16 protein-coding genes and 1 pseudogene are annotated in these 17711 nt (G+C 61.8%); 8 read left to right on the top strand and 9 right to left on the bottom strand.

Annotated elements, in window-relative coordinates; all coding sequences use genetic code 11:
• Window positions 1-10: 10 nt before the first annotated feature.
• Complete coding sequence (locus tag ACODNH_RS17590) at window positions 11-535, bottom strand: DoxX family membrane protein (protein ID WP_306706503.1); 525 nt, start codon at window positions 533-535, stop codon at window positions 11-13.
• Window positions 536-758: 223 nt separating this feature from the next.
• On the opposite strand from ACODNH_RS17590, the gene ACODNH_RS17585 reads away from it, so the two are divergent.
• Both ACODNH_RS17585 and ACODNH_RS17580 read left to right on the top strand, forming a co-directional pair.
• Window positions 759-2222 carry an RtcB family protein gene (locus tag ACODNH_RS17585; RefSeq protein ID WP_434530672.1) on the top strand — a complete coding sequence of 488 codons (1464 nt, stop codon included), beginning with the start codon at window positions 759-761 and terminating at the stop codon, window positions 2220-2222.
• A 55-nt stretch (window positions 2223-2277) separates the two neighbouring features.
• The gene (locus tag ACODNH_RS17580; RefSeq protein ID WP_306706499.1) at window positions 2278-2694 is read left to right on the top strand and encodes a universal stress protein; all 417 of its coding nucleotides are present in this window, start codon (window positions 2278-2280) and stop codon (window positions 2692-2694) included.
• Window positions 2695-2709: 15 nt separating this feature from the next.
• On the opposite strand, the gene ACODNH_RS17575 is transcribed toward ACODNH_RS17580, so the two are convergent.
• Window positions 2710-3849 (bottom strand): acyl-CoA dehydrogenase family protein, encoded by a 1140-nt coding sequence (locus ACODNH_RS17575; protein WP_434530671.1) that lies wholly within the window; start codon window positions 3847-3849, stop codon window positions 2710-2712.
• Between the two features lie 83 nt (window positions 3850-3932).
• Between ACODNH_RS17575 and ACODNH_RS17570 the strand changes: the two genes are divergently transcribed.
• Entirely contained in the window at window positions 3933-4727 is a 795-nt protein-coding gene (locus ACODNH_RS17570; RefSeq protein ID WP_434530670.1) for an RIO1 family regulatory kinase/ATPase domain-containing protein, read from the top strand.
• Window positions 4728-4744: 17 nt separating this feature from the next.
• Here the strand turns inward: ACODNH_RS17570 and ACODNH_RS17565 are convergent.
• From ACODNH_RS17565 to ACODNH_RS17550, 4 genes and pseudogenes are all read right to left on the bottom strand, one after another.
• Window positions 4745-5654, bottom strand: a pseudogene (locus tag ACODNH_RS17565) (DMT family transporter).
• Between the two features lie 143 nt (window positions 5655-5797).
• Window positions 5798-6283 carry an SRPBCC family protein gene (locus tag ACODNH_RS17560; RefSeq protein ID WP_306706489.1) on the bottom strand — a complete coding sequence of 162 codons (486 nt, stop codon included), beginning with the start codon at window positions 6281-6283 and terminating at the stop codon, window positions 5798-5800.
• Window positions 6284-6346: 63 nt separating this feature from the next.
• Entirely contained in the window at window positions 6347-7603 is a 1257-nt protein-coding gene (locus ACODNH_RS17555) for a Glu/Leu/Phe/Val family dehydrogenase (protein ID WP_306706487.1), read from the bottom strand.
• 193 nt (window positions 7604-7796) lie between these two features.
• Window positions 7797-8180 carry a DUF5658 family protein gene (locus tag ACODNH_RS17550; RefSeq protein WP_306706484.1) on the bottom strand — a complete coding sequence of 128 codons (384 nt, stop codon included), beginning with the start codon at window positions 8178-8180 and terminating at the stop codon, window positions 7797-7799.
• 237 nt (window positions 8181-8417) lie between these two features.
• Here ACODNH_RS17550 and ACODNH_RS17545 point away from each other — a divergent pair, with 237 nt between their 5' ends.
• Window positions 8418-10427, top strand: a complete 2010-nt coding sequence (locus ACODNH_RS17545) for a PKD domain-containing protein (protein ID WP_434530669.1) — start codon at window positions 8418-8420, stop codon at window positions 10425-10427.
• Window positions 10428-10445: 18 nt separating this feature from the next.
• Here the strand turns inward: ACODNH_RS17545 and ACODNH_RS17540 are convergent, their stop codons facing one another.
• Window positions 10446-11321, bottom strand: coding sequence for a class 1 fructose-bisphosphatase (locus ACODNH_RS17540; RefSeq protein ID WP_434530668.1), 876 nt, complete (start codon window positions 11319-11321; stop codon window positions 10446-10448).
• Between the two features lie 269 nt (window positions 11322-11590).
• Between ACODNH_RS17540 and ACODNH_RS17535 the strand changes: the two genes are divergently transcribed.
• Window positions 11591-12448, top strand: a complete 858-nt coding sequence (locus ACODNH_RS17535) for a 3-hydroxyacyl-CoA dehydrogenase family protein (protein ID WP_434530667.1) — start codon at window positions 11591-11593, stop codon at window positions 12446-12448.
• A 105-nt stretch (window positions 12449-12553) separates the two neighbouring features.
• Window positions 12554-13702, top strand: coding sequence for an acyl-CoA dehydrogenase (locus ACODNH_RS17530; RefSeq protein WP_306706476.1), 1149 nt, complete (start codon window positions 12554-12556; stop codon window positions 13700-13702).
• On the opposite strand, the gene ACODNH_RS17525 is transcribed toward ACODNH_RS17530, so the two are convergent.
• Both ACODNH_RS17525 and ACODNH_RS17520 read right to left on the bottom strand, forming a co-directional pair.
• Window positions 13699-13953, bottom strand: coding sequence for a hypothetical protein (locus ACODNH_RS17525; protein ID WP_434530666.1), 255 nt, complete (start codon window positions 13951-13953; stop codon window positions 13699-13701). The genes ACODNH_RS17530 and ACODNH_RS17525 overlap by 4 nt on opposite strands.
• Before the next feature lie 90 nt (window positions 13954-14043).
• Window positions 14044-14334 carry a helix-turn-helix transcriptional regulator gene (locus ACODNH_RS17520; RefSeq protein WP_306706473.1) on the bottom strand — a complete coding sequence of 97 codons (291 nt, stop codon included), beginning with the start codon at window positions 14332-14334 and terminating at the stop codon, window positions 14044-14046.
• An 86-nt stretch (window positions 14335-14420) separates the two neighbouring features.
• Between ACODNH_RS17520 and ACODNH_RS17515 the strand changes: the two genes are divergently transcribed.
• A complete protein-coding gene (locus ACODNH_RS17515; RefSeq protein ID WP_306706471.1) occupies window positions 14421-14708 on the top strand; it encodes a DUF7111 family protein in 288 nt (95 codons plus the stop codon).
• A gap of 282 nt (window positions 14709-14990) precedes the next feature.
• The gene (locus ACODNH_RS17510) at window positions 14991-17669 is read left to right on the top strand and encodes an alkaline phosphatase PhoX (RefSeq protein ID WP_434530665.1); all 2679 of its coding nucleotides are present in this window, start codon (window positions 14991-14993) and stop codon (window positions 17667-17669) included.
• Window positions 17670-17711 lie beyond the last annotated feature (42 nt).

Genomic DNA, 17711 nt, shown 5'->3' with positions numbered 1-17711 from the left:
GGTCACTTCCTTAACCGAGCAGGTACCTGAGTTTCGGGTGTCGTTTGACCAGTTTGGTCTTCTCGATGATCGCGTCGAGGCCGTAGTAGCGACCGGTGGCCAGCACGATCATCGTCACGAACAGTAGTATGCCCATGAAGTCGCTGTTGACCAGCCCATGGCCGAACTCCGCGTTGCCGATCCAGAACAGGGACATGAAGAAGACCCCGAACACGGAGGCGAGTCGGACCAGTGCGCCGACCATCAGTCCGAGCCCGATGAGCGTCTCTCCGAGCGGGACCATCGCCTGAATGAGCCAGCCCAGGTGTTCGCCCATCAGCACGGGGATCGGACCGAGTGCCGTGCCAGTCATCTGCTTGAGATACATCGGCCCGTAGCTGTAGGCCAGTCCGTCTTCGATGAGCTTCGTTACGCCTGAGTGGAAGAACCACCAGCCGGTTACGACACGCAGGAACGCTAGCCAGTACGCGGTCCAAGCCCCGCCGAGCTCGAGTTCGAAGTCGTCTGCCAGGGGGTTCGCCGCTTGATAGGACATCTGTGTCACCTCACATATGGAGTTCCGCACCGCGGTGACATATAAGGGAGAGGGTGTTCCCACAGAGTGAAAACCCATCTCAGCGGCTGAGAAGGCACATTTCAGTGGCTGCGTGTCTCGGACCCTGTTCGGCTGTGGGTTTTTAGGAGCTTTCGCCGGGATGAGAGCCACCCACGGGCCACCGTGAGGTTCAAACCCTCCATGCAACTACGGTACGACACCAATGGTACTCGAACTGACGGGCGAACACACCACAGCACGGGTGATGGTCGACGACGAATCGCTCGTCGAGAGCGGGTGTCGGGAGCAGATCGAGACACTCATCGACCATCCGGCGTTCACCGAGCCGGTCCGAATCATGCCTGACACGCACTGGGGGGCTGGTGCTCCCATCGGCTTCACGATGCCGCTGAGCGAGCGGGTCGTCCCGAACATCGTCGGCGTCGACGTTGGCTGTGGAATGGCCGCGACGAACCTCGGATCGGAACTCCCGCTGGAAGACGCTGAGCGCGAGCGACGCGTCCGTGAAGCGGTCCCGATGGGGCGGAATGTCCACGACTACGACGATGCGGTCCACTTCGTCGAGGAGTTCCCGTTTGAGCGGGCGAACCGCATCTTTGAGCAGTTCGACGCGGCCTACGCCGAGCGGTTCGGCGAGCACATCGACCCCGTCGAGTTCGAATTCGACGGCTACGGTGAGGACTACTTCGAGTCGTTGTGTGACCGCGTGCTGGCGGATCAGCGCCAGGGGATGGGGTACATCATCAAGAGCGCGGGGACGCTGGGCGGCGGGAACCACTTCGTCGAGTTCGGCCAGGCCCGTGAGTCGGATGACTACTGGCTGGTCATCCACAGCGGCTCCCGCTACCTCGGGAAGTCTGTCGCCGAGTACTGGCAGTCGACGGCGACGGACCGCCGAACAATCGGCGAGATCCGCGACCAGATTCCCGAGGAGTACGTCGAGTACCTGAAGTTCGACCCTGACACAGTCGAATCTCGCGACCTCTACGCCTGGGTCACCGGCGGCATGGGTGAGTCCTACATCCGGAAGGACCGGCTCCGCCGCGAACTAGACGGCAAGGAAATCGAGAACGCCTTCGACGCGCTGGGACAGGTACAGGATGCCATCCACAGCAGCGACGACGAGGACCGCAACACGGACCTTGACTGGCTTGAAGGCCGCGAGGCCCACGGCTACCTCGTCGACATGCTGTTCGCCCAGCAGTACGCCCGCTGGAACCGTGAACTGATGAGCGACGCCGTCTGTGACGCGCTGGGAGTCGACCCTGTTGGCCGCTTCCAGTCGATTCACAACTACATCGACTTCCGCGACCTCACTATTCGCAAGGGGGCGACGCCCGCTCGCGACGGACAGCGGTTGCTGGTTCCGTTCAACATGGCTGACGGGTCGATTATCGCACGCGGGAAGGGCAACGACGAGTACCACCAGACAGCACCACACGGCGCGGGCCGCGTGATGAGTCGCCGGCGGGCTCACAGCGAGGTCGATATGGACGAGTTCGCCGAAGCGATGGACGGCATCTACTCGGAGTCGGTCATCGAAGGTGTCCGGGACGAAGCGCCGATGGCGTACAAGGACGCCGATGCGATTCTCTCGGCCATCCAGCCGACGGCCGAGGTCGTCGAGTACGTCGACGCCGTCCATAACCTGAAGGCAACCGAGTGAGCAAACCTGTTGGTCTGGCAGAAAGTGATTAGAACACGAAGGCCTTGTCTCCTGTATGACCATTCTTGTGGCTATCGCCAACGATTCGGTCTCTCCAGCAGTCATTGACACGGCGGTTCGACTCGCTGACGGGCTTGAGGAGGAACTGTACGTCGTCCACCTCGTCGACGAGAACACCGCTGATGGCACAGCCATGCAACTCCGGGACGAGATGCGTGACCGGTTCCGCGACGCCACCGTCGTGGCGACGGTCGCTATCGAACACGTCGGCCGCTCTGCGATGCGCTCGGGCACGCGGATCGGCAACGAACTGCTCGAACTCGCGGCTGACGTGGATGTCCATCACATCGTCATGGGCCACGAGCCGAAGGGGCTGGCCGGCAGACTTCGGGAGGGCGACGCCGCAGTCGCCGTCATCGACGCCGCCGACGTACCTGTTACTATTGTCCCAGAAAGTCCCGCCGACGTGTGACTGCCGTACGGCGTATCACAACCCCAGTTCCCGGCCGAGCACCATTCGCTGTATCTCGCTCGTTCCCTCGCCGATTTCCATGAGCTTCGCGTCCCGGTAGAACCGCTGGGGGGCGAAGTCCGTCGTGTATCCGTAGCCCCCAAGCACCTGAACGGCGTCTTCAGCGACCTCGCGACAGATTTCGCTGGCGTCGAGCTTCGCCAGCGACGAGAGCCGAGTCACGTCCTCCCCTTGGTCGTACATTGTCGCCGCCTTGTGAGTCAGCAGGCGGGCGCGCTCGATCTTACGGTCCATCTCGACGACCTTGTCCCGGACGGCGTCGAACTTCGAGATGGGACGGTCGAACTGCTTGCGCTCGGTGGCGTAAGACTTCGCGGCCTCGAACGCCCCCTGTGCGAGCCCAGTCGAAAGTGCGGCGATTGAGATGCGTCCACCGTTGAGCGTCTTCAGGGTCTGTTCCCAGCCGTCACCTTCCTCGCCAAGCAGTCGGTCCGTGGGAATCCGGCAGTCGTCGAACTGGAGTTCACAGGTCGGCGAAGCGTTCAGCCCCATCTTCTCCCACTCGGTCGTCACCTCCCAGCCGTCGTCCTCCGGGGCGACGATGAACGTCGAGATACCGTCGTAGCCGGCCTCGGGATCAGTGACAGCCTTGACCAGCACTGACCCGGCGACAGACGCGTTCGTGATGAACTGTTTGGTGCCATTGATCACATACTCGCCGCCGTCCCGCTCGGCCACGGTGTCCATGTCGCTGGCGTCGCTCCCGCTGCCCGGCTCTGTGAGCGCCCAGCCGCCGAGTTGCTCGCCGGAGGCGAGCGGTGTGAGCCAGCGCTCTTTCTGGGCGTCCGTGCCGAACAGCTCTATCGGCTTACTCCCGAGCGAGGTATGGGCCACGTACGAGAGGCCGATGCTTCCGGAAACGCGACCGAGTTCCTCGGCGACGAGCGCGTACATCAGCGTATCGCCGCCCAGCCCGCCCCACTCCTCGCTGATCGGCACCCCCATCACGTCCAGTTCGCCGAGTGCCTCGAATATCTCTGCTGGAAACCGGTGCTCGTCCTCGATGTCCTGCGCTATCGGCTGGATCTCGTTTTCACAGAACTTGCGGACCGAATCCCGTATCATCCGGTGTTCGCTGGGAACGTCGAACTCCATACCGGGCCTATGTATTGTGTTATTAAATACCACACGGGGACAGACACAAGCCATTTGACCGCCCACGGCGTTCCCTATAGGGAATGGCGTTCCGGCGACTCCTCCGTGGGACGGTCCCCTGGGAGCAACTCGAAGGCGTGGTACGGGCTGTAATAGAGCGGTACGACGAGCCCGCGGCCCACGTGGCGTTTCTGGAGGCAGACAACTGGCTCTCGACCCCGCTGGTCGTCAACGACCAGTGGTTCGTGAAAGTCATCACGGGGCAGAACTCGCTGGTCCACACGCTGCTGACTGCTGGCCGCAACATCGGCGCGTTCTCGTCGGGCACCGAGGGCTTTTTCGAGCACTTCGGGACGCCTTACGAGATGGCGGAACACGAACTAGCGGCGACTCAGCGGATGCGGGAGATAGGGGTTAACGCTCCCGAACCCATCGAGGCTTTCGAGTACGACGGGATGGGGGTACTGGTGCTGGAGTATATCCCCGACTTCGAGCCGCTGGATGCCCTCCCGCCAGAAACCGTCGAGCGACACAGCCCAACAGTGTTTGACTTCCTCCACCGGATGCACAAGGACGGTCTAGCCCACGGCGATTTCCGCTGTGAGAACGTGCTCGTGGCCCATGACGACCTGTACTTCATCGACGCCACGAGCGTCCGCGAGGCAGCTATCAGGGACGCTCGCGCTTATGACGTGGCCTGTGCGCTGGGCGCACTGGAGCCGCTTATCGGTGCACCGGCCGCCGTCTCCGCCGCCGCACTCCACTACGATACGTCTGAGTTGCTGGCCGCGGAGGAGTTCCTCGATTTCGTCAATATCCGCCCGGACCACGACTTCGCCGCCGCCGAAATCCGTGGCGCCGTAGAAAAACACGCGTAGGCCGACCCGGAACGACCTCAGTCCGCCGGCGCTGCTCCGACCGCTCGGCTTCTAGCAACAACGCCGATGCCGACGAGCACGATGGCCCCGCCAGCAACGGTCGCCGGACCGGGTATCTCCGCAAGCAACAGCAGCGCCAGCAGCGCGCTCCCGACTGGTTCACCCAGCAGCGAGACGCTAACCATACTGGATTCGACGTGTGCCAGCGCCCAGTTGAGGACGGTGTGGCCGAACACGCCGGGGCCAACAGCCATCGCGAAAAACAATGCCCATTCCTGCGGCGGGTAGCCGGTCACAGGGTGGCCCGACGCGACGACGAAGCCGAGGAGGCATATCGCGGCGACGCCGTAGACGACGGTTACGTAGGGAATGAGCGGAAACCGCTGGCGGAGCGACCGCCCGGCGAGCACGTAGCCGGCAGCCATGACGCCGCCGATAAGAGCTAGTGCGTTGCCGTACAGCGGACGCGGGCCGACGGTTCCGCTCCCGAGGAGTTCGCCGACGGACATCACGATGATACCACCGATAGCGACCAGAATACCAGCCGTCGTGCCGCGCGTGACGCGCTCGTCCAGCAGCGCCCACGCGCCGACGGCGACGAACAGCGGCTGGCACTGGACCAGCGTGACCGACGCCGCGACGCTCGTCCACGCTAGGCTCTCGAACCACGCGGCGAAGTGAACTGCGAGCGCGACGCCAGTCGCCGCCGCCGCCAGTACGTCCCGTCGAGAGAGGCGCCCGAACGCCGACCGGTGCCGACCTAGCGCCAGCGGCGCTAGGCAGTACGGTCGTCAACAGGACACGATAGAACGCTGCCACCGACGCCGCGGCATCGCTCCAGCGGACGAGAATCGCGCTCGTACTGACTGCGAGGACAGCGACGACCAGCCCGATTCGCGGGTCGATTCGCGGCTCGGTCACATCCATTCTGCTCCGTTGTGGCGCGGAGACAGCACAGCCCCATCAGTTCCCGCGACGACACGTCTACTCATCCCGTGGCAGTATCCGGTATAGGGATAAAGAAACACCGGATACCATAGTCGGGGCCGTGCCGTCGCGGGCAGGCCACGTTACCCTTCGAGTAGTTCCTTCGTCTGCTGATGGCGATACCGGAACATCGGTTCCATTCCGAGACAGCCGAAGGGACCGAGCGCCTGGCCGAGCGGTCCGCCGGGCAGTTCGAACTCGACGTGGTCGTGGACGAGCGTTTCTCTGTCACTCAATGCACGGAAGGTGTGTGTATGTTCCCAGTGGGGAAACGGCCCTTCTGCCATCACGTCGCGGAACATCGCTTCGTCCTCGCCTTCTTCCCGGGCAACGATGTTCGAGACCCACTGCTGGCGCGGCGGCACGCTAAAGGGCTTGATCGAGGATTCGACGACCGACCCGGCGGTCAGTTCGTCGGGGTTCCGCTCACCATCTGGTCCCCGCTCTTCCTCGATGCGGATGTTCATCCAGTCGGGGGTCAGCGCGACCAGCCCGTCGCCTGTCGCGTGGAATTTCCAGACTTCTGCTAGCGGGGCTTCGACGCGAACCTGCCGCTCGTAAACGTCCATACACATAGTAGGGGAAGCGCCGGCAAAACACCCGCGGTAGCCGCGACTGATTCCGGAACGAGATCAGGGCCAGATGCCGCCTTCCTCGGCCGCAGCGACGACACGCTGGATGGCGACGACGTACATTGCCGTCCGGAAGTTCGGCGCGCCGGTCTCCTCGTAGGTCTCGACGAGGTCGTCAAACGCGTTCGTGATGATGGTCTCCAGTTCGTCGTTGACCCGCTCTTCGGACCAGTAGAACCGCTGGCGGTTCTGGACCCACTCGAAATACGACACCGTGACACCGCCGGCGTTGGCGAGGATGTCAGGGAACACAGCCACGTCGCGCTCCGTGAGCACGTCGTCTGCGTTCGGTGTCAGCGGACCGTTCGCCGCTTCCACGACGATGTCAGCCTGTACATCCCGAGCGAGGTCGCCGTCGATGGCATTTTCGAGCGCCGCCGGAACGAGCAGGTCCACGTCCATCGTCAGCAGCTCTTCGTTCGTCAACTCCTCCGTCGCCCCCTCGTAGCCGGCCAACGACCCAGTCTCACTCTTGAACGCCTTTGCGTCGCGTGCGTCCAGCCCGTCGGGGTTGTAGACGGCACCCGAGGAGTCCGATACGGCGACGATGTTCGCGCCCAAGTCCTCAATGAGTTTCGCTGCCACGGAGCCAGCGTTCCCGTAGCCCTGCACGGCCACCGTCGCATCCGTCATGTCCTTCCCGAGATAGTCGAACGCTTCGCGTGCGGTGAGCATCACGGAGCGCCCGGTCGCTTCGACGCGGCCCGCACTGCCACCCGACTCCGGAGCCTTGCCGGTGATGACGCCGGGCTCAGTGGTGTTTTCCAGCGTCTCGTAAGTGTCTTTGATCCAGTTCATCTCCCGCTGGCCGGTGTTGACATCGGGCGCAGGGATGTCCCGGTCCTCGCCGATGATTAGCCGGAGTTCTTCCGCGAACGATCGCGTTATTCGCTCGATTTCGCTGGCCGAGTACTGGCGCGGGTCGATCTCGATACCGCCTTTGCCGCCGCCGTAGGGGATGTTTACCGCAGCGCACTTGTACACCATCCAGCCAGACAGCGCCTTGACCTCGTCGCGTGTGACCTGTGGATGATAGCGGATCCCGCCCTTGTACGGCCCCCTGTCACCGTTGAACTGTGACCGGTAGGCACGAAACACTTCGACGGAGCCGTCGTCCATCTCCACGGAGAGGTTCGTCTCCAGTACTCGCTCGGGGTGTTTCAGCCGTTCGAGCACGTCGGTCGAATATTCGAGATAGTCCGACGCGTCGTCGATCTGCTCCTGTAAACTCTCAAACGGGTTTACCTCAGGCGACATACGGGCAATATCTCAGACTGTGGGGAAAAGGGTACCGCCGTCCATGGGATTTTCCAGATGACGACTACCCACAACGGAATTATCGGTCAGGCGGAATGTCTGCGCCTGAATCGTCCATGACGACACGATACATGCAGGATAGTGGTCCAGCGAGCGAACGGGTAAAGCCCGGGACAGCGCAATCCCAGGGCGGCTACAGGCTAATCAAGAGGGCCGCGTTGATCACGACGGCCGCCACCCACGGGAGCGCCAGCCCGAGCGGCACAACGACGCCACGTTGGTCGCTCAGTAGCTGGCGGGTCAGCCCTGCCAGCCCGAGAACGCCGATCTTCGTCAGGCCGAGAACAGCAATTCCAAACGTCTCTATCGCGGCCCGCATCACGGGGTTTCCCTCGTGTAGGCCGTGCTGGAGGCCGACGTGTGTCAACCACACGTCGACGATGAGCGTCACGGCGACGACCAGCCATAGTTCTCGCTCGACGGCTGCGAGTTCGTCGAGCAGGGCGCTACACCACCCGTCAATGGTCCCTATCGGGACCGTTCGGTCTGTTGTGAACACGTCACCCTCCGCAACCACGCCCCCACGTGGTCTGTTATCCCGTTTTCACCCACCGTATTAAATACACACTGTTTACTACTGAAACTGAGGGAGTAGGGAGTACATACTCCGGGGAAACACGATGCCAACGGGTTGACTATCAACGGCGCGTTCAATGCTCCGGTGCGTGTGATGTAGTCGCTACCGCGCACGCGATTATCACGTCTCATAATGGTGGCGCACCATTGATATCGGGTGCCGGACTACTCATGCACTATGAGTGCCACCGGTCACGCCCGAGAGACGCCGCCGTCGGCCGGGCGTCGTCGCTGGTGGCTCCCGCTTCTCGCCGCACTCCTTTTGCTCCCGCTGCTTATTGCAGTCGCTTCCGGCACGGCCGCGGCCGAAGACACCGAGCCGCCGGAGTGGGGCAATGCGACGCGGGGTAACGCCACGACTATCGAGGTGTCCCTGTACGACGACGGCGGATCGCTTGACACGGGTACGATTCAGGCAGCGGATTTCGAGCTAACTGCGGGCCGAGTGGAGAACGTCTCAGTTGCATCGATCAACGCTTCCGGAGCAAACAGGACCGGAGTACGCGTCTCGCTGCTGCTGGACAAAAAGCTGGACACAGATAACGTCACCGTCAGTCTCAGTGACACCGGGAGTATCACAGATCAAGCGGGGAACGAACTGCCCCGGGAGTCAGTTACTGCCACCCGGATGGACTCCGTCGTTCCGAAGTATCAGTCGTTCGAGGTCAGCCGTATCAATAGCTCCACCGCCCGCATCTCTGTCGGGATTCACGAACCGATACAGCAGCTCCGAGTCTCTGTCGGTGGCCCGTCGATAGACACACTCAACATCTCGGGGTTCACCGAGCGCACTAGTAACTCGATCACGTATACACGAACGTACACGTTCCCGGAGGAAGGCGAGTACTCGCTGCTGCTGATGTCGGTGACCGATAAGAACGGAAACGGGAACTCCTTTAGCCGACAGCAGACGTTCGTCTATGACGACTCCGCACCGAACGTCACCGTCACCGGACCAGAGAACACGACGGTCGGTGAGTCGGTGACCTTCTCGGCGGCGGAGACAACAGACGACCAGGGCGTCGAGTCGGTCCGGTGGCAGGTGGGGAGCAACACGATTCTGACCGGCGAGAACATTACCGTGGCCTTCGCCTCACCCGGCAGCCACGAAGTCACGATGACGGCCGCTGATTCACTCGGAAACACGGCGACAGTAACCAGAATTGTTTCTGTGATGGGCAATGGAACCAATGGGAACATAACCGTACGGCAGTTGAACGCAACGACAGCGAGCGTGTCGGTGAACGGGACTGGCCAGACACAGCGAATTCAGCCCCCGCAGGGGGCACTCGTTACCGGTCAGAACGGCACGCTGGAGCGGCTTGCCGTGTCGTTTCCGCGTAACGAATCCACGACACTCACCATCAATTCCCGTCGGCCCGGACCGGCGTTCGCTGCTGCAACTGGTCACACCGGCGTCAGCCAGTTCGACGTTGACCATGGCTCCGCCCAGGCTAAGGACGCGACGGTTACGTTTACTGTGGACCGTGACGCGCTGGCGGCGGTCGGTGCAGAACCCGATGCCGTGGCACTGTACCGGAACAACGACGGGTGGACGCCGCTGGCGACTGACATCGCCGGCCGGAGCGAGTCACACATCGTCTATCGGGCTGACTCTCCGGGGCTCTCGACGTTTGTCGTCGGCGTCGATCAGACGATAGTGACAGACATGGATGCGGAGGCGGCGACAACCGACTCGGAAACATCGCCGTTCGAACCAGAAACGACCGAGCCACCGTCAGAAGACCCCGGGCAGCCGGATATCGTGGTCACGAATACCACGGCTGCTCCATCGACGCTCGGCCCTGGCGACCCGACCGTTATCACTGTCGAGTTGGAAAACCGAGGCACTGCGAGCGGCGACCACAACGTGATCGTTGCGCTCAACACCTCGATACTGACAACACGGACGGTCACCGTCCCTGCTGGCGAGATGCGAACGACGGAGTTCGCCCGCTCCGTTCCGGAAAACAGGACCGGCGAGCTGACGGTCGACGGGCAGCGCGTCGGGAACGTGACTGATGATAGCGGTGGCCTCCCGATTCCAGCGCTCCCCTCGATCGGCGTTCCGAACCCGCTCTCGCTGTGGCCTGACGGCATCGTTGGAACCGTTCTCGGCGGGCTCTTGGGCGTCGCTGTCGGGCTGTACGGCGTTCTCAAAGCGCTGGCGATCTATCTCGGCTACTGAATGACAAAATCGGGCGTATCAGTCGATGCTCGCTTCGAGTCGGTCGATCAGGTCGTCGTTCCCGAGATACAGCGGCGTCCGCTCGTGTAGTTCGCCGGGTTCTATCTCAAGCAGTGACTGGTCGCCGTCGGAGGACCGACCGCCGGCCGACTCAAGGATGTAGGCCATCGGATGTCCCTCGAACTGGACCCGAAGTTTCCCCTTGGGGTGTGACTCTAGTGCAGGGTACGAGAAGATGCCACCGTAGGTGAGTACCTGATTGATGTCCGCGACCATTGCCCCGCCGTAGCGGAGTTTCAGTTCGTGACGGACTTCCTCGGCATAGGATTCGAACTCGTCGGTCCAGGAGTCGACGCCGCCGCCGAACCCGAACACTGTGGGGTCTTCAGGGACCGTCACCTCGTCGTCGACGACCCGCTTGTCGCCGTCTTCGAGGATATACTCGCGGACGCTGCCGTTCCGGGCAACGACCATCGAGGTGATGGGGCCGTAGATGACGAACCCGGCGGCGAGGAGATTTGTACCGACAGTCGGTGGTTGTTCGCTGTAGATGCCGAAAATCGTTCCCATCCCGCTGTTGGGTTCGAGGTTGCTCGACCCGTCGAGGGGGTCCATCGCGACGTGGAGACGGCCGTCTGTGGTTTTCACCTCTGCACGTTCTTCGCTGGCGTAGGAGGCAACGCTGTCGATGTCCAGTACCCGCTGCTCGAACAGTTCGTCGGCGCGCAGGTCAGCCGCGAGCTGGTCGTCGCCGGTGGGGTTGACAGAGTTGCTCTGGCCACGGTAATCGGCAACAGCGCGGCGCACGTCCGGTGTCGTCGCGACGATGGTGTCGATGACTTCCGTGACTGTCTGCTCGGCTTCGGTGGTCGAAATGTCGAGTGACTTACTCATTTGTCAGATGTAGGGGCAGAGACTGGCCATTCAGTGACCAGTCGAATCTTTCTCCGAGCCTGCTGCCCGCAGGGTTTCTCATCATCAGTTGGTTCTCCGGCACACCATAAGTATCTTTTTGCTGACATTTACTACATTTCGAGTGAATATTCAGCCGCGGGGCAGTGCTTGCCGCTAAGCCTGTGACAGATTCTCTCGGTAGAATTTCAGCCCCGTGATGCTCCGATACCGTCGGCAGACTTACACAACCACCCGACGAAGACGCGGGTATGCATCTCGAAACAGTCGACACCGTTGGCGTCGTCGGGGCTGGAACGATGGGTAATGGCATCGCCCAGGTCGCAGCGACGGCCGGCTACGATGTCGTCATGCGTGATGTGACGGAAGAACTGGTTGCCGCCGGGTTCGAGGAGATTCAGTCGAGCTTTGAAACACTCGTTGCGCGCGACACAGTGACAGAACAGGAGGCGGAAGCGGCAACAGCTCGCATCACCGGAACTACCGAGATGGACGACCTTGCGGATGCCGACCTCGTTGTCGAGGCCGTAACAGAAAACATGGACATCAAGCAGTCTGTGTTCGAGGACCTCGACGCAGTCTGCGGGCCGGACACGGTGCTAGCCAGCAACACGAGCACCCTCTCGATTACGACAATCGCTAGTGTCACTGAGCGACCGGAACAGGTCCTCGGACTGCACTTCATGAACCCCGTACCGGTCATGAAAGGCGTCGAACTCGTCGTCGGTGAGAAAACCAGCGACGGGACAGTGACGCTGGGCCGGGAGTTCGCCCACGACATCGGCAAAGAGACGTGGGAGGCCGACGACAAGCCCGGCTTCGTCGTGAACCGTGTCTTGATGCCCTGGATCAACGAAGGCATTCGTGCGTACGACGAGGGTGTCGCCGACAAGGCTGACATCGACCGCGGGCTGACCCTCGGGACGAACGTCCCGATGGGGCCACTCGAACTGGCCGACCACATCGGCCTTGATGTGGTTCTCGACGCCTCTGAAACGCTGTATGAAGAGCTGGGTGACCGCTACAAGCCCGCATACCTTCTCAAACGGAAAGTCGCGGCCGGCGACCTCGGGAAAAAATCCGGGCAGGGCTTCTACGACTACGACTGACAGAGCGGCGGTGACGAACGCCGACAGTAGCGGGCCGAGTACGATACCCGGCAACGGGCCGCGCGTTGGCCAACAGTAAAGACCCAACCCGCGTTAGGATTTATCATGGACTTTAGCCCCACACAGGAACAACGCCAGATACAGGACATGGTCTCGGAGTTCGTCGACGACGAAGTCAAGCCGCGAGCAGCGGAGATTGACGAAACTGACGAATTCCCGTGGGACCTTGTCGACGAAATGGCCGAGCTCGGCCTGATGGGAATGCCGATTCCGGAGCAGTACGGCGGGGCCGAACTGGACTATCACAGCTACGCCATGGCCCTCGAAGAGATTTCGCGGGGAAGCGGCGGACTCGGCACAATCGTCGCCGCACACATCTCGCTGGCCTGTAACATGATCTACGAGTTCGGCAACGAGGCCCAGAAAGAGACCTACCTTACGCCGCTGGCAGCGGGTGAGGAAATCGGCGCGTTCGCCCTCTCCGAAGCGGGCGCGGGCAGTGACGTGCCAGCGATGGACACCACCGCCGAACCGGTCGACGGCGGTGACGCCTATTTGGTCAACGGCGGCAAGCTCTGGATTTCCAACGGGTCCGTCGCCGACACTGTCGTCCTGTTCGCGAAGACCGACCCTGAGGCCGGCAACAAGGGCATCTCCTCGTTCATCGTCCGCCCCGAGGAGGACGACGGCTTCATCGTTGAAGGGACCGAGCACAAACTCGGCGACAAGGGCTGTCCAACCGCCGAACTCCGGTTCGACGAGATGCGCATCCCTGCCGACCGTATGCTCGGTGAGGAGGGCCGTGGGTTCGTCCACGCCCTCAAAACGCTCAACGGCGGACGCATCACTATCGCGGCCCGCGGTGTCGGCATCGCCCAAGCCGCGCTGGACGAGGCACTGAAATACGCCCAGGACCGCGAGCAGTTCGACCAGCCAATTAGCGATTTCCAGGCTATCCAGCACAAGCTCGCCGACATGGACACGAAGACGCAGGCGGCCCGCCTACTGATGCACCAGGCCGCCGATAAGAAGATGGCCGGCGAGTCGTTCGTCAAGGAGGCCGCACAGGCCAAACTGTACGCCTCAGAGGTGTCCCGAGAAGTGGCGAACGAGGGCATTCAGGTCCACGGCGGCTACGGCTACACGAAGGACTTCCCGGCTGAGCGATTCTACCGCGACGCCAAACTCAACGAGATTTACGAAGGCACCAGCGAGGTCCTTCGGAATACGATTGCCAGCGAGCTTCTCGATTAGGGAAGCGAGAGGAGTCCTTCGACGACGACCGCACGCGTGAAGTAGAACGATTTTCCGTCGGCACGGTACCGGTTCGCGCTGATGGTTCCCAGCGCGAGGAGCACGGCCACGCCGACTGTTGCGGCGAGCATGCCGACAACTGCTGACGGCTGGATAGCTGTGCGTGCGAAGACATACGTTGCGACGCTGGCGAGCGCCGCAAACGGGAGGGCGTCCAGGCCTGCCAGGAGGAGCGAGCGGGACAGGGACATACCTGTGTTCTGTGGGACCGCTCACAAAAGAATATCCCATCAATCAGTGCCGGCGAAACGAAATTCGGCAGGAGCCGTCGAGCAGCAGCGTCAGCCGTCCTCGCCAAGCGCCTCCCGCATCCATTTGAACTGGGCTCGAAGCCGTCGCTCGCCGGCGCCGGTCAGGGAGTACTTGTCGGCGATGCCGTCCTCACGGTGTTCGACGAACCCAGCCGACTCCAGCGCATCAAGCGCGCCGTAGAAGCTCTTCGGTTCGATCCGCGTGTCGTACCGGCGTTCGAGCCGCGTCTTTAGCCGCTGGCCGGAGAGTTCCCCGTCTTCGGCGGCGGCCAGCAGAACACACATATCACGTCGGCGACCACTCTGGAGCCACTTCGCCATGGGCGTTCGTGGCGGTCCGTCCGCTTCGCGTTTATGATTTCGATCGGACCGTCAGGTTCGCATTCCCCCGGTTCATAGTCCCGCCGATGACCGATTCCGAACTCCCCGTCGAGGCGTCGGCCGACGGTATCACGGCCACCTACCGAGAGACCGACGAGGAACGGCTACTGATATTCGAGAGTAACGGCGGGAGCGCCGCGGTCGCACAGAATATCGAGGGGTACGCAATGCTGAAGGTCCGACCGACAGCTGACGGCGACGAACTGGAACGATACTACGGCTTCGATATGGCACTCGATCACGCGGCAGAACTGCTTGGCGTGTCCCCGAACACGCTTCCAGTCCCCGACCCGGCCGCCGACATGGGGATGTAACACCGCGTCACGGTGACTGCTCGTTCGACTTGTGATGTGACATAGGGCGGGTTCGCACTGTGTTGACTATCCGACTCGCCCACTGGTAAGTAGGTGATGACCGATCGATTCATCAGAGGATGTCATCGGAGTTATTCAGCACGTATTCTGTAAAAATAGCAGTATTTGTGATATGTCCTATAGGTTAGGAGTACGGTGAGAACTGATCTCATAAGAGCGCTCTGAATACATCATACAAATATTATAAACTTGCTTTAATAATCACTGCTACCCCTCACTCGCATGGTCGATTTCACTCGACGGCAGGTACTTTCACAGTCGGTGGCTGCTGCACTTGGGGCCAGCGTCATCGGCGTGGCAAGTGGGGAAGAGGTCGAAGAGACAGACACACCCGGGGCACCGAGTGTTGCCGGGAGTCTCAAACGGTTCTCGACGACGGCGTTCGGCGCGGAGGTGACGGGACCGTTCGTCTTTGAGGACGGGTCACTGCTGTACAGCCTCCAGCACCCGGAGGGAGAAAACCCCGAACCGTTCGGACGGGCCGCGGTGGGCTATTTCAGCGGCTTCCAGTTCGAGTTCGACGGGAGTAACGACGATTTCTCCGAGGTGGGGATTCCGGACACCGAGGAGAAACAGCGTCAGGTCCGGTCCGAAGCTGGTAACTACGAGGTCCTTATTCAGGGCCGCGAAGAGATTCAGGGCGGCGAGGAACGCCTCGGTGTCCCACAGACACCTGACGGTGTCGACCTTACTGCGCTCAATGGAAGCAGTGGTGGCTATGGGCAAAATCCAGACTGCAACCAGTTCGTCGCAACAGACGACGAGGGCACTGAAGGGTATCTATTCACAAACTGGGAGAACTACCCGGGGTGCATCTCGCGGGTCCCGATAAGCCGGGACGAGAGCGGCGAGTGGAGTGCCGACGTCGGTTCGGACATGACGCTCAACGTCGTCAATACCGAGGCGTTCCGCAATCTTGGCGGGACGTGGGTCAACTGCTATGGTGACCTCAGCCCGTGGGAAACGATGATCTCGGCCGAGGAGAACTACAGCCACCCGCGCGTCTCATATACGTACACAGTGGGCGACATCGTGGAGTCTGGAACCGGTGTCGGCAAAATCGGTGGCTGTCAGTTCTGGAACCGTCCGAACCCGTCGGAAATCGGGGAGGCACTGGGTGACTACGTTGAGGCCGGTGACATTGCGGAGGAGTTCACCATTCAGGGCTACTGGTCCCAGGCCGGTGTCGAGAAGGCGGCGTACTACCTCGGTGCGGACACGGTCGACCAGACCGAGGACGGGAACGATATGACGCTCATCGATGACGTCTACCCGAACCCGTACCGCTACGGGTACTTCGTCGACATCCGGGAACCGGCTGCCGAAACGCCGAGTCCGATGAAGTACTATGTCATGGGTCGGGCCGCCTGGGAAGCACCTGATATTCAGGGCGACCAGAAGACCGTCTACGGCTGTTCGGACGGCGATAGCAAGGGCATCTACAAGTTCGTCGCCGACGAGCCAATTCCAGAGTACGACAACACCGACGATATTGCGGGCACGCTGTACGCGCCACAGATTACCAACGACGCGGCCAACGCCGCCGAATCCGACGGGCGGAACTCCCCGGCACAGACACCACTTGAGATCGAATGGATGAAGCTCGGTCACGCCACGAACGGCGAGGCTGCTGAGTGGATCGCGGAGTACGACGACGTCACGCAGGCCGACTACATCACGGAGCACACCGAATACAGTGTGGACGAAATCGGAACGGATGTCTCGGTGTCGGACGCAGTCAGGGAAGCCGACCTTACAGTCCTCCAGAGCGCAAGCGGCAATCAGAGTTACATCACGAACGAGGAAATCGTCGAGTGGGCCGAACAGTACGAAGCAAACGGCCCGGACGGCGTCGACGAGGAACTCCGTCGCGTCCCGTTCCTTGAGACCCGCGCGGCCGCCAAGGAGATCGGTGCGTCCATCGAGTTCAACAAGGCCGAGGGCGTCGACACCGTGGATGACTCCCAGCCCGGCGACTTCATCTACTTCGGCATCTCGGAGTTCAACGACGCACTCGCAGACGACGAAGGCGATATCCAACTCGACCGTGTCGACGGCGGCGTCGTCTACCGCGGTGTGCTGGAAGCGGACTACAACGTTTCGAGGCTCGAACCGGTCATCACCGGCCCCGACTTCACCGATTCGCCGGAAGACGCAAACGACGCGCTCCGGAACGTCGACAACGTCTACACGATGCGCGATGGTCGCGTTCTCTGCTGTGAGGACGGCTTCGGTGGCCCTGCGCGCTCGTACCCGAACGACGGTCTCTATGTCTACCAGCCCACCGTCACAGTCAGCGCCAATTCCGCCGCGGTCGGAAGTGGGTCGACGGGCAGCGTCTCGCTGACCGCCTCATCGCTCCCTGCTGGCTTCTCCGGCGCTCGACTCACCGTCAGCGTCTCCAACCCCGAAATCGCGTCTATTACCGGTGTCTCCTTCCCCGACGCGCTCGGTCTCACCGAGAGTTCGATCAGCGACGACGGCTCGTCGGCGACAATCCGTGTTGCCGATGTCAATACGAACGTCCAGTCCGGCGCGATGGACGCGTCACTCGCAACGCTCGATGTCCGCGCTAACGGCGGCGGCACGACCGACCTGACTGTCTCCATCGAACAAATGGACGACGAGAACGGGAACGCCATCGAGGCAGAAGCCCGAAACGGTATCGTTGTGGGTGGCCCGCAGACGGTCGTCGGTGACACCGCGCCGACCGATCCCGACGGCGACGGTCATTTCGAGGACCTCAACGGCAACGGCCGTCTCGACTACGAGGACGTACAGGTGTTGTTCTTGAACATGGACTCCGACAGCGTCCAGCTGAACACCGGCGCGTATGACTTCAACGAGAACGGTAAACTCGACTTCGCGGACGTGACGGCACTCTACGAAGAAGTCAACTGACGACCCCGACCGAGCACCTCTCATCTTTCCATACAGGAACAC

Origin of the sequence: Haloarcula sp. NS06, assembly GCF_051122755.1 — an archaeon.
Classification (GTDB): Archaea; Halobacteriota; Halobacteria; order Halobacteriales; family Haloarculaceae; genus Haloarcula.
The sequence above is the reverse complement of the archived record's forward strand: the minus strand, read 5'-3'. Positions and strand labels throughout refer to the sequence as shown.

Coding starts and splice junctions, on each gene's coding strand:
- ACODNH_RS17590 (WP_306706503.1), bottom strand. CDS start 535: ATGTCCTATCAAGCGGCGAACCCCCTGGCAGACGACTTCGAACTCGAG.
- ACODNH_RS17585 (WP_434530672.1), top strand. CDS start 759: ATGGTACTCGAACTGACGGGCGAACACACCACAGCACGGGTGATGGTC.
- ACODNH_RS17580 (WP_306706499.1), top strand. CDS start 2,278: ATGACCATTCTTGTGGCTATCGCCAACGATTCGGTCTCTCCAGCAGTC.
- ACODNH_RS17575 (WP_434530671.1), bottom strand. CDS start 3,849: ATGGAGTTCGACGTTCCCAGCGAACACCGGATGATACGGGATTCGGTC.
- ACODNH_RS17570 (WP_434530670.1), top strand. CDS start 3,933: ATGGCGTTCCGGCGACTCCTCCGTGGGACGGTCCCCTGGGAGCAACTC.
- ACODNH_RS17560 (WP_306706489.1), bottom strand. CDS start 6,283: ATGGACGTTTACGAGCGGCAGGTTCGCGTCGAAGCCCCGCTAGCAGAA.
- ACODNH_RS17555 (WP_306706487.1), bottom strand. CDS start 7,603: ATGTCGCCTGAGGTAAACCCGTTTGAGAGTTTACAGGAGCAGATCGAC.
- ACODNH_RS17545 (WP_434530669.1), top strand. CDS start 8,418: ATGAGTGCCACCGGTCACGCCCGAGAGACGCCGCCGTCGGCCGGGCGT.
- ACODNH_RS17540 (WP_434530668.1), bottom strand. CDS start 11,321: ATGAGTAAGTCACTCGACATTTCGACCACCGAAGCCGAGCAGACAGTC.
- ACODNH_RS17535 (WP_434530667.1), top strand. CDS start 11,591: ATGCATCTCGAAACAGTCGACACCGTTGGCGTCGTCGGGGCTGGAACG.
- ACODNH_RS17530 (WP_306706476.1), top strand. CDS start 12,554: ATGGACTTTAGCCCCACACAGGAACAACGCCAGATACAGGACATGGTC.
- ACODNH_RS17525 (WP_434530666.1), bottom strand. CDS start 13,953: ATGTCCCTGTCCCGCTCGCTCCTCCTGGCAGGCCTGGACGCCCTCCCG.
- ACODNH_RS17520 (WP_306706473.1), bottom strand. CDS start 14,334: ATGGCGAAGTGGCTCCAGAGTGGTCGCCGACGTGATATGTGTGTTCTG.
- ACODNH_RS17515 (WP_306706471.1), top strand. CDS start 14,421: ATGACCGATTCCGAACTCCCCGTCGAGGCGTCGGCCGACGGTATCACG.
- ACODNH_RS17510 (WP_434530665.1), top strand. CDS start 14,991: ATGGTCGATTTCACTCGACGGCAGGTACTTTCACAGTCGGTGGCTGCT.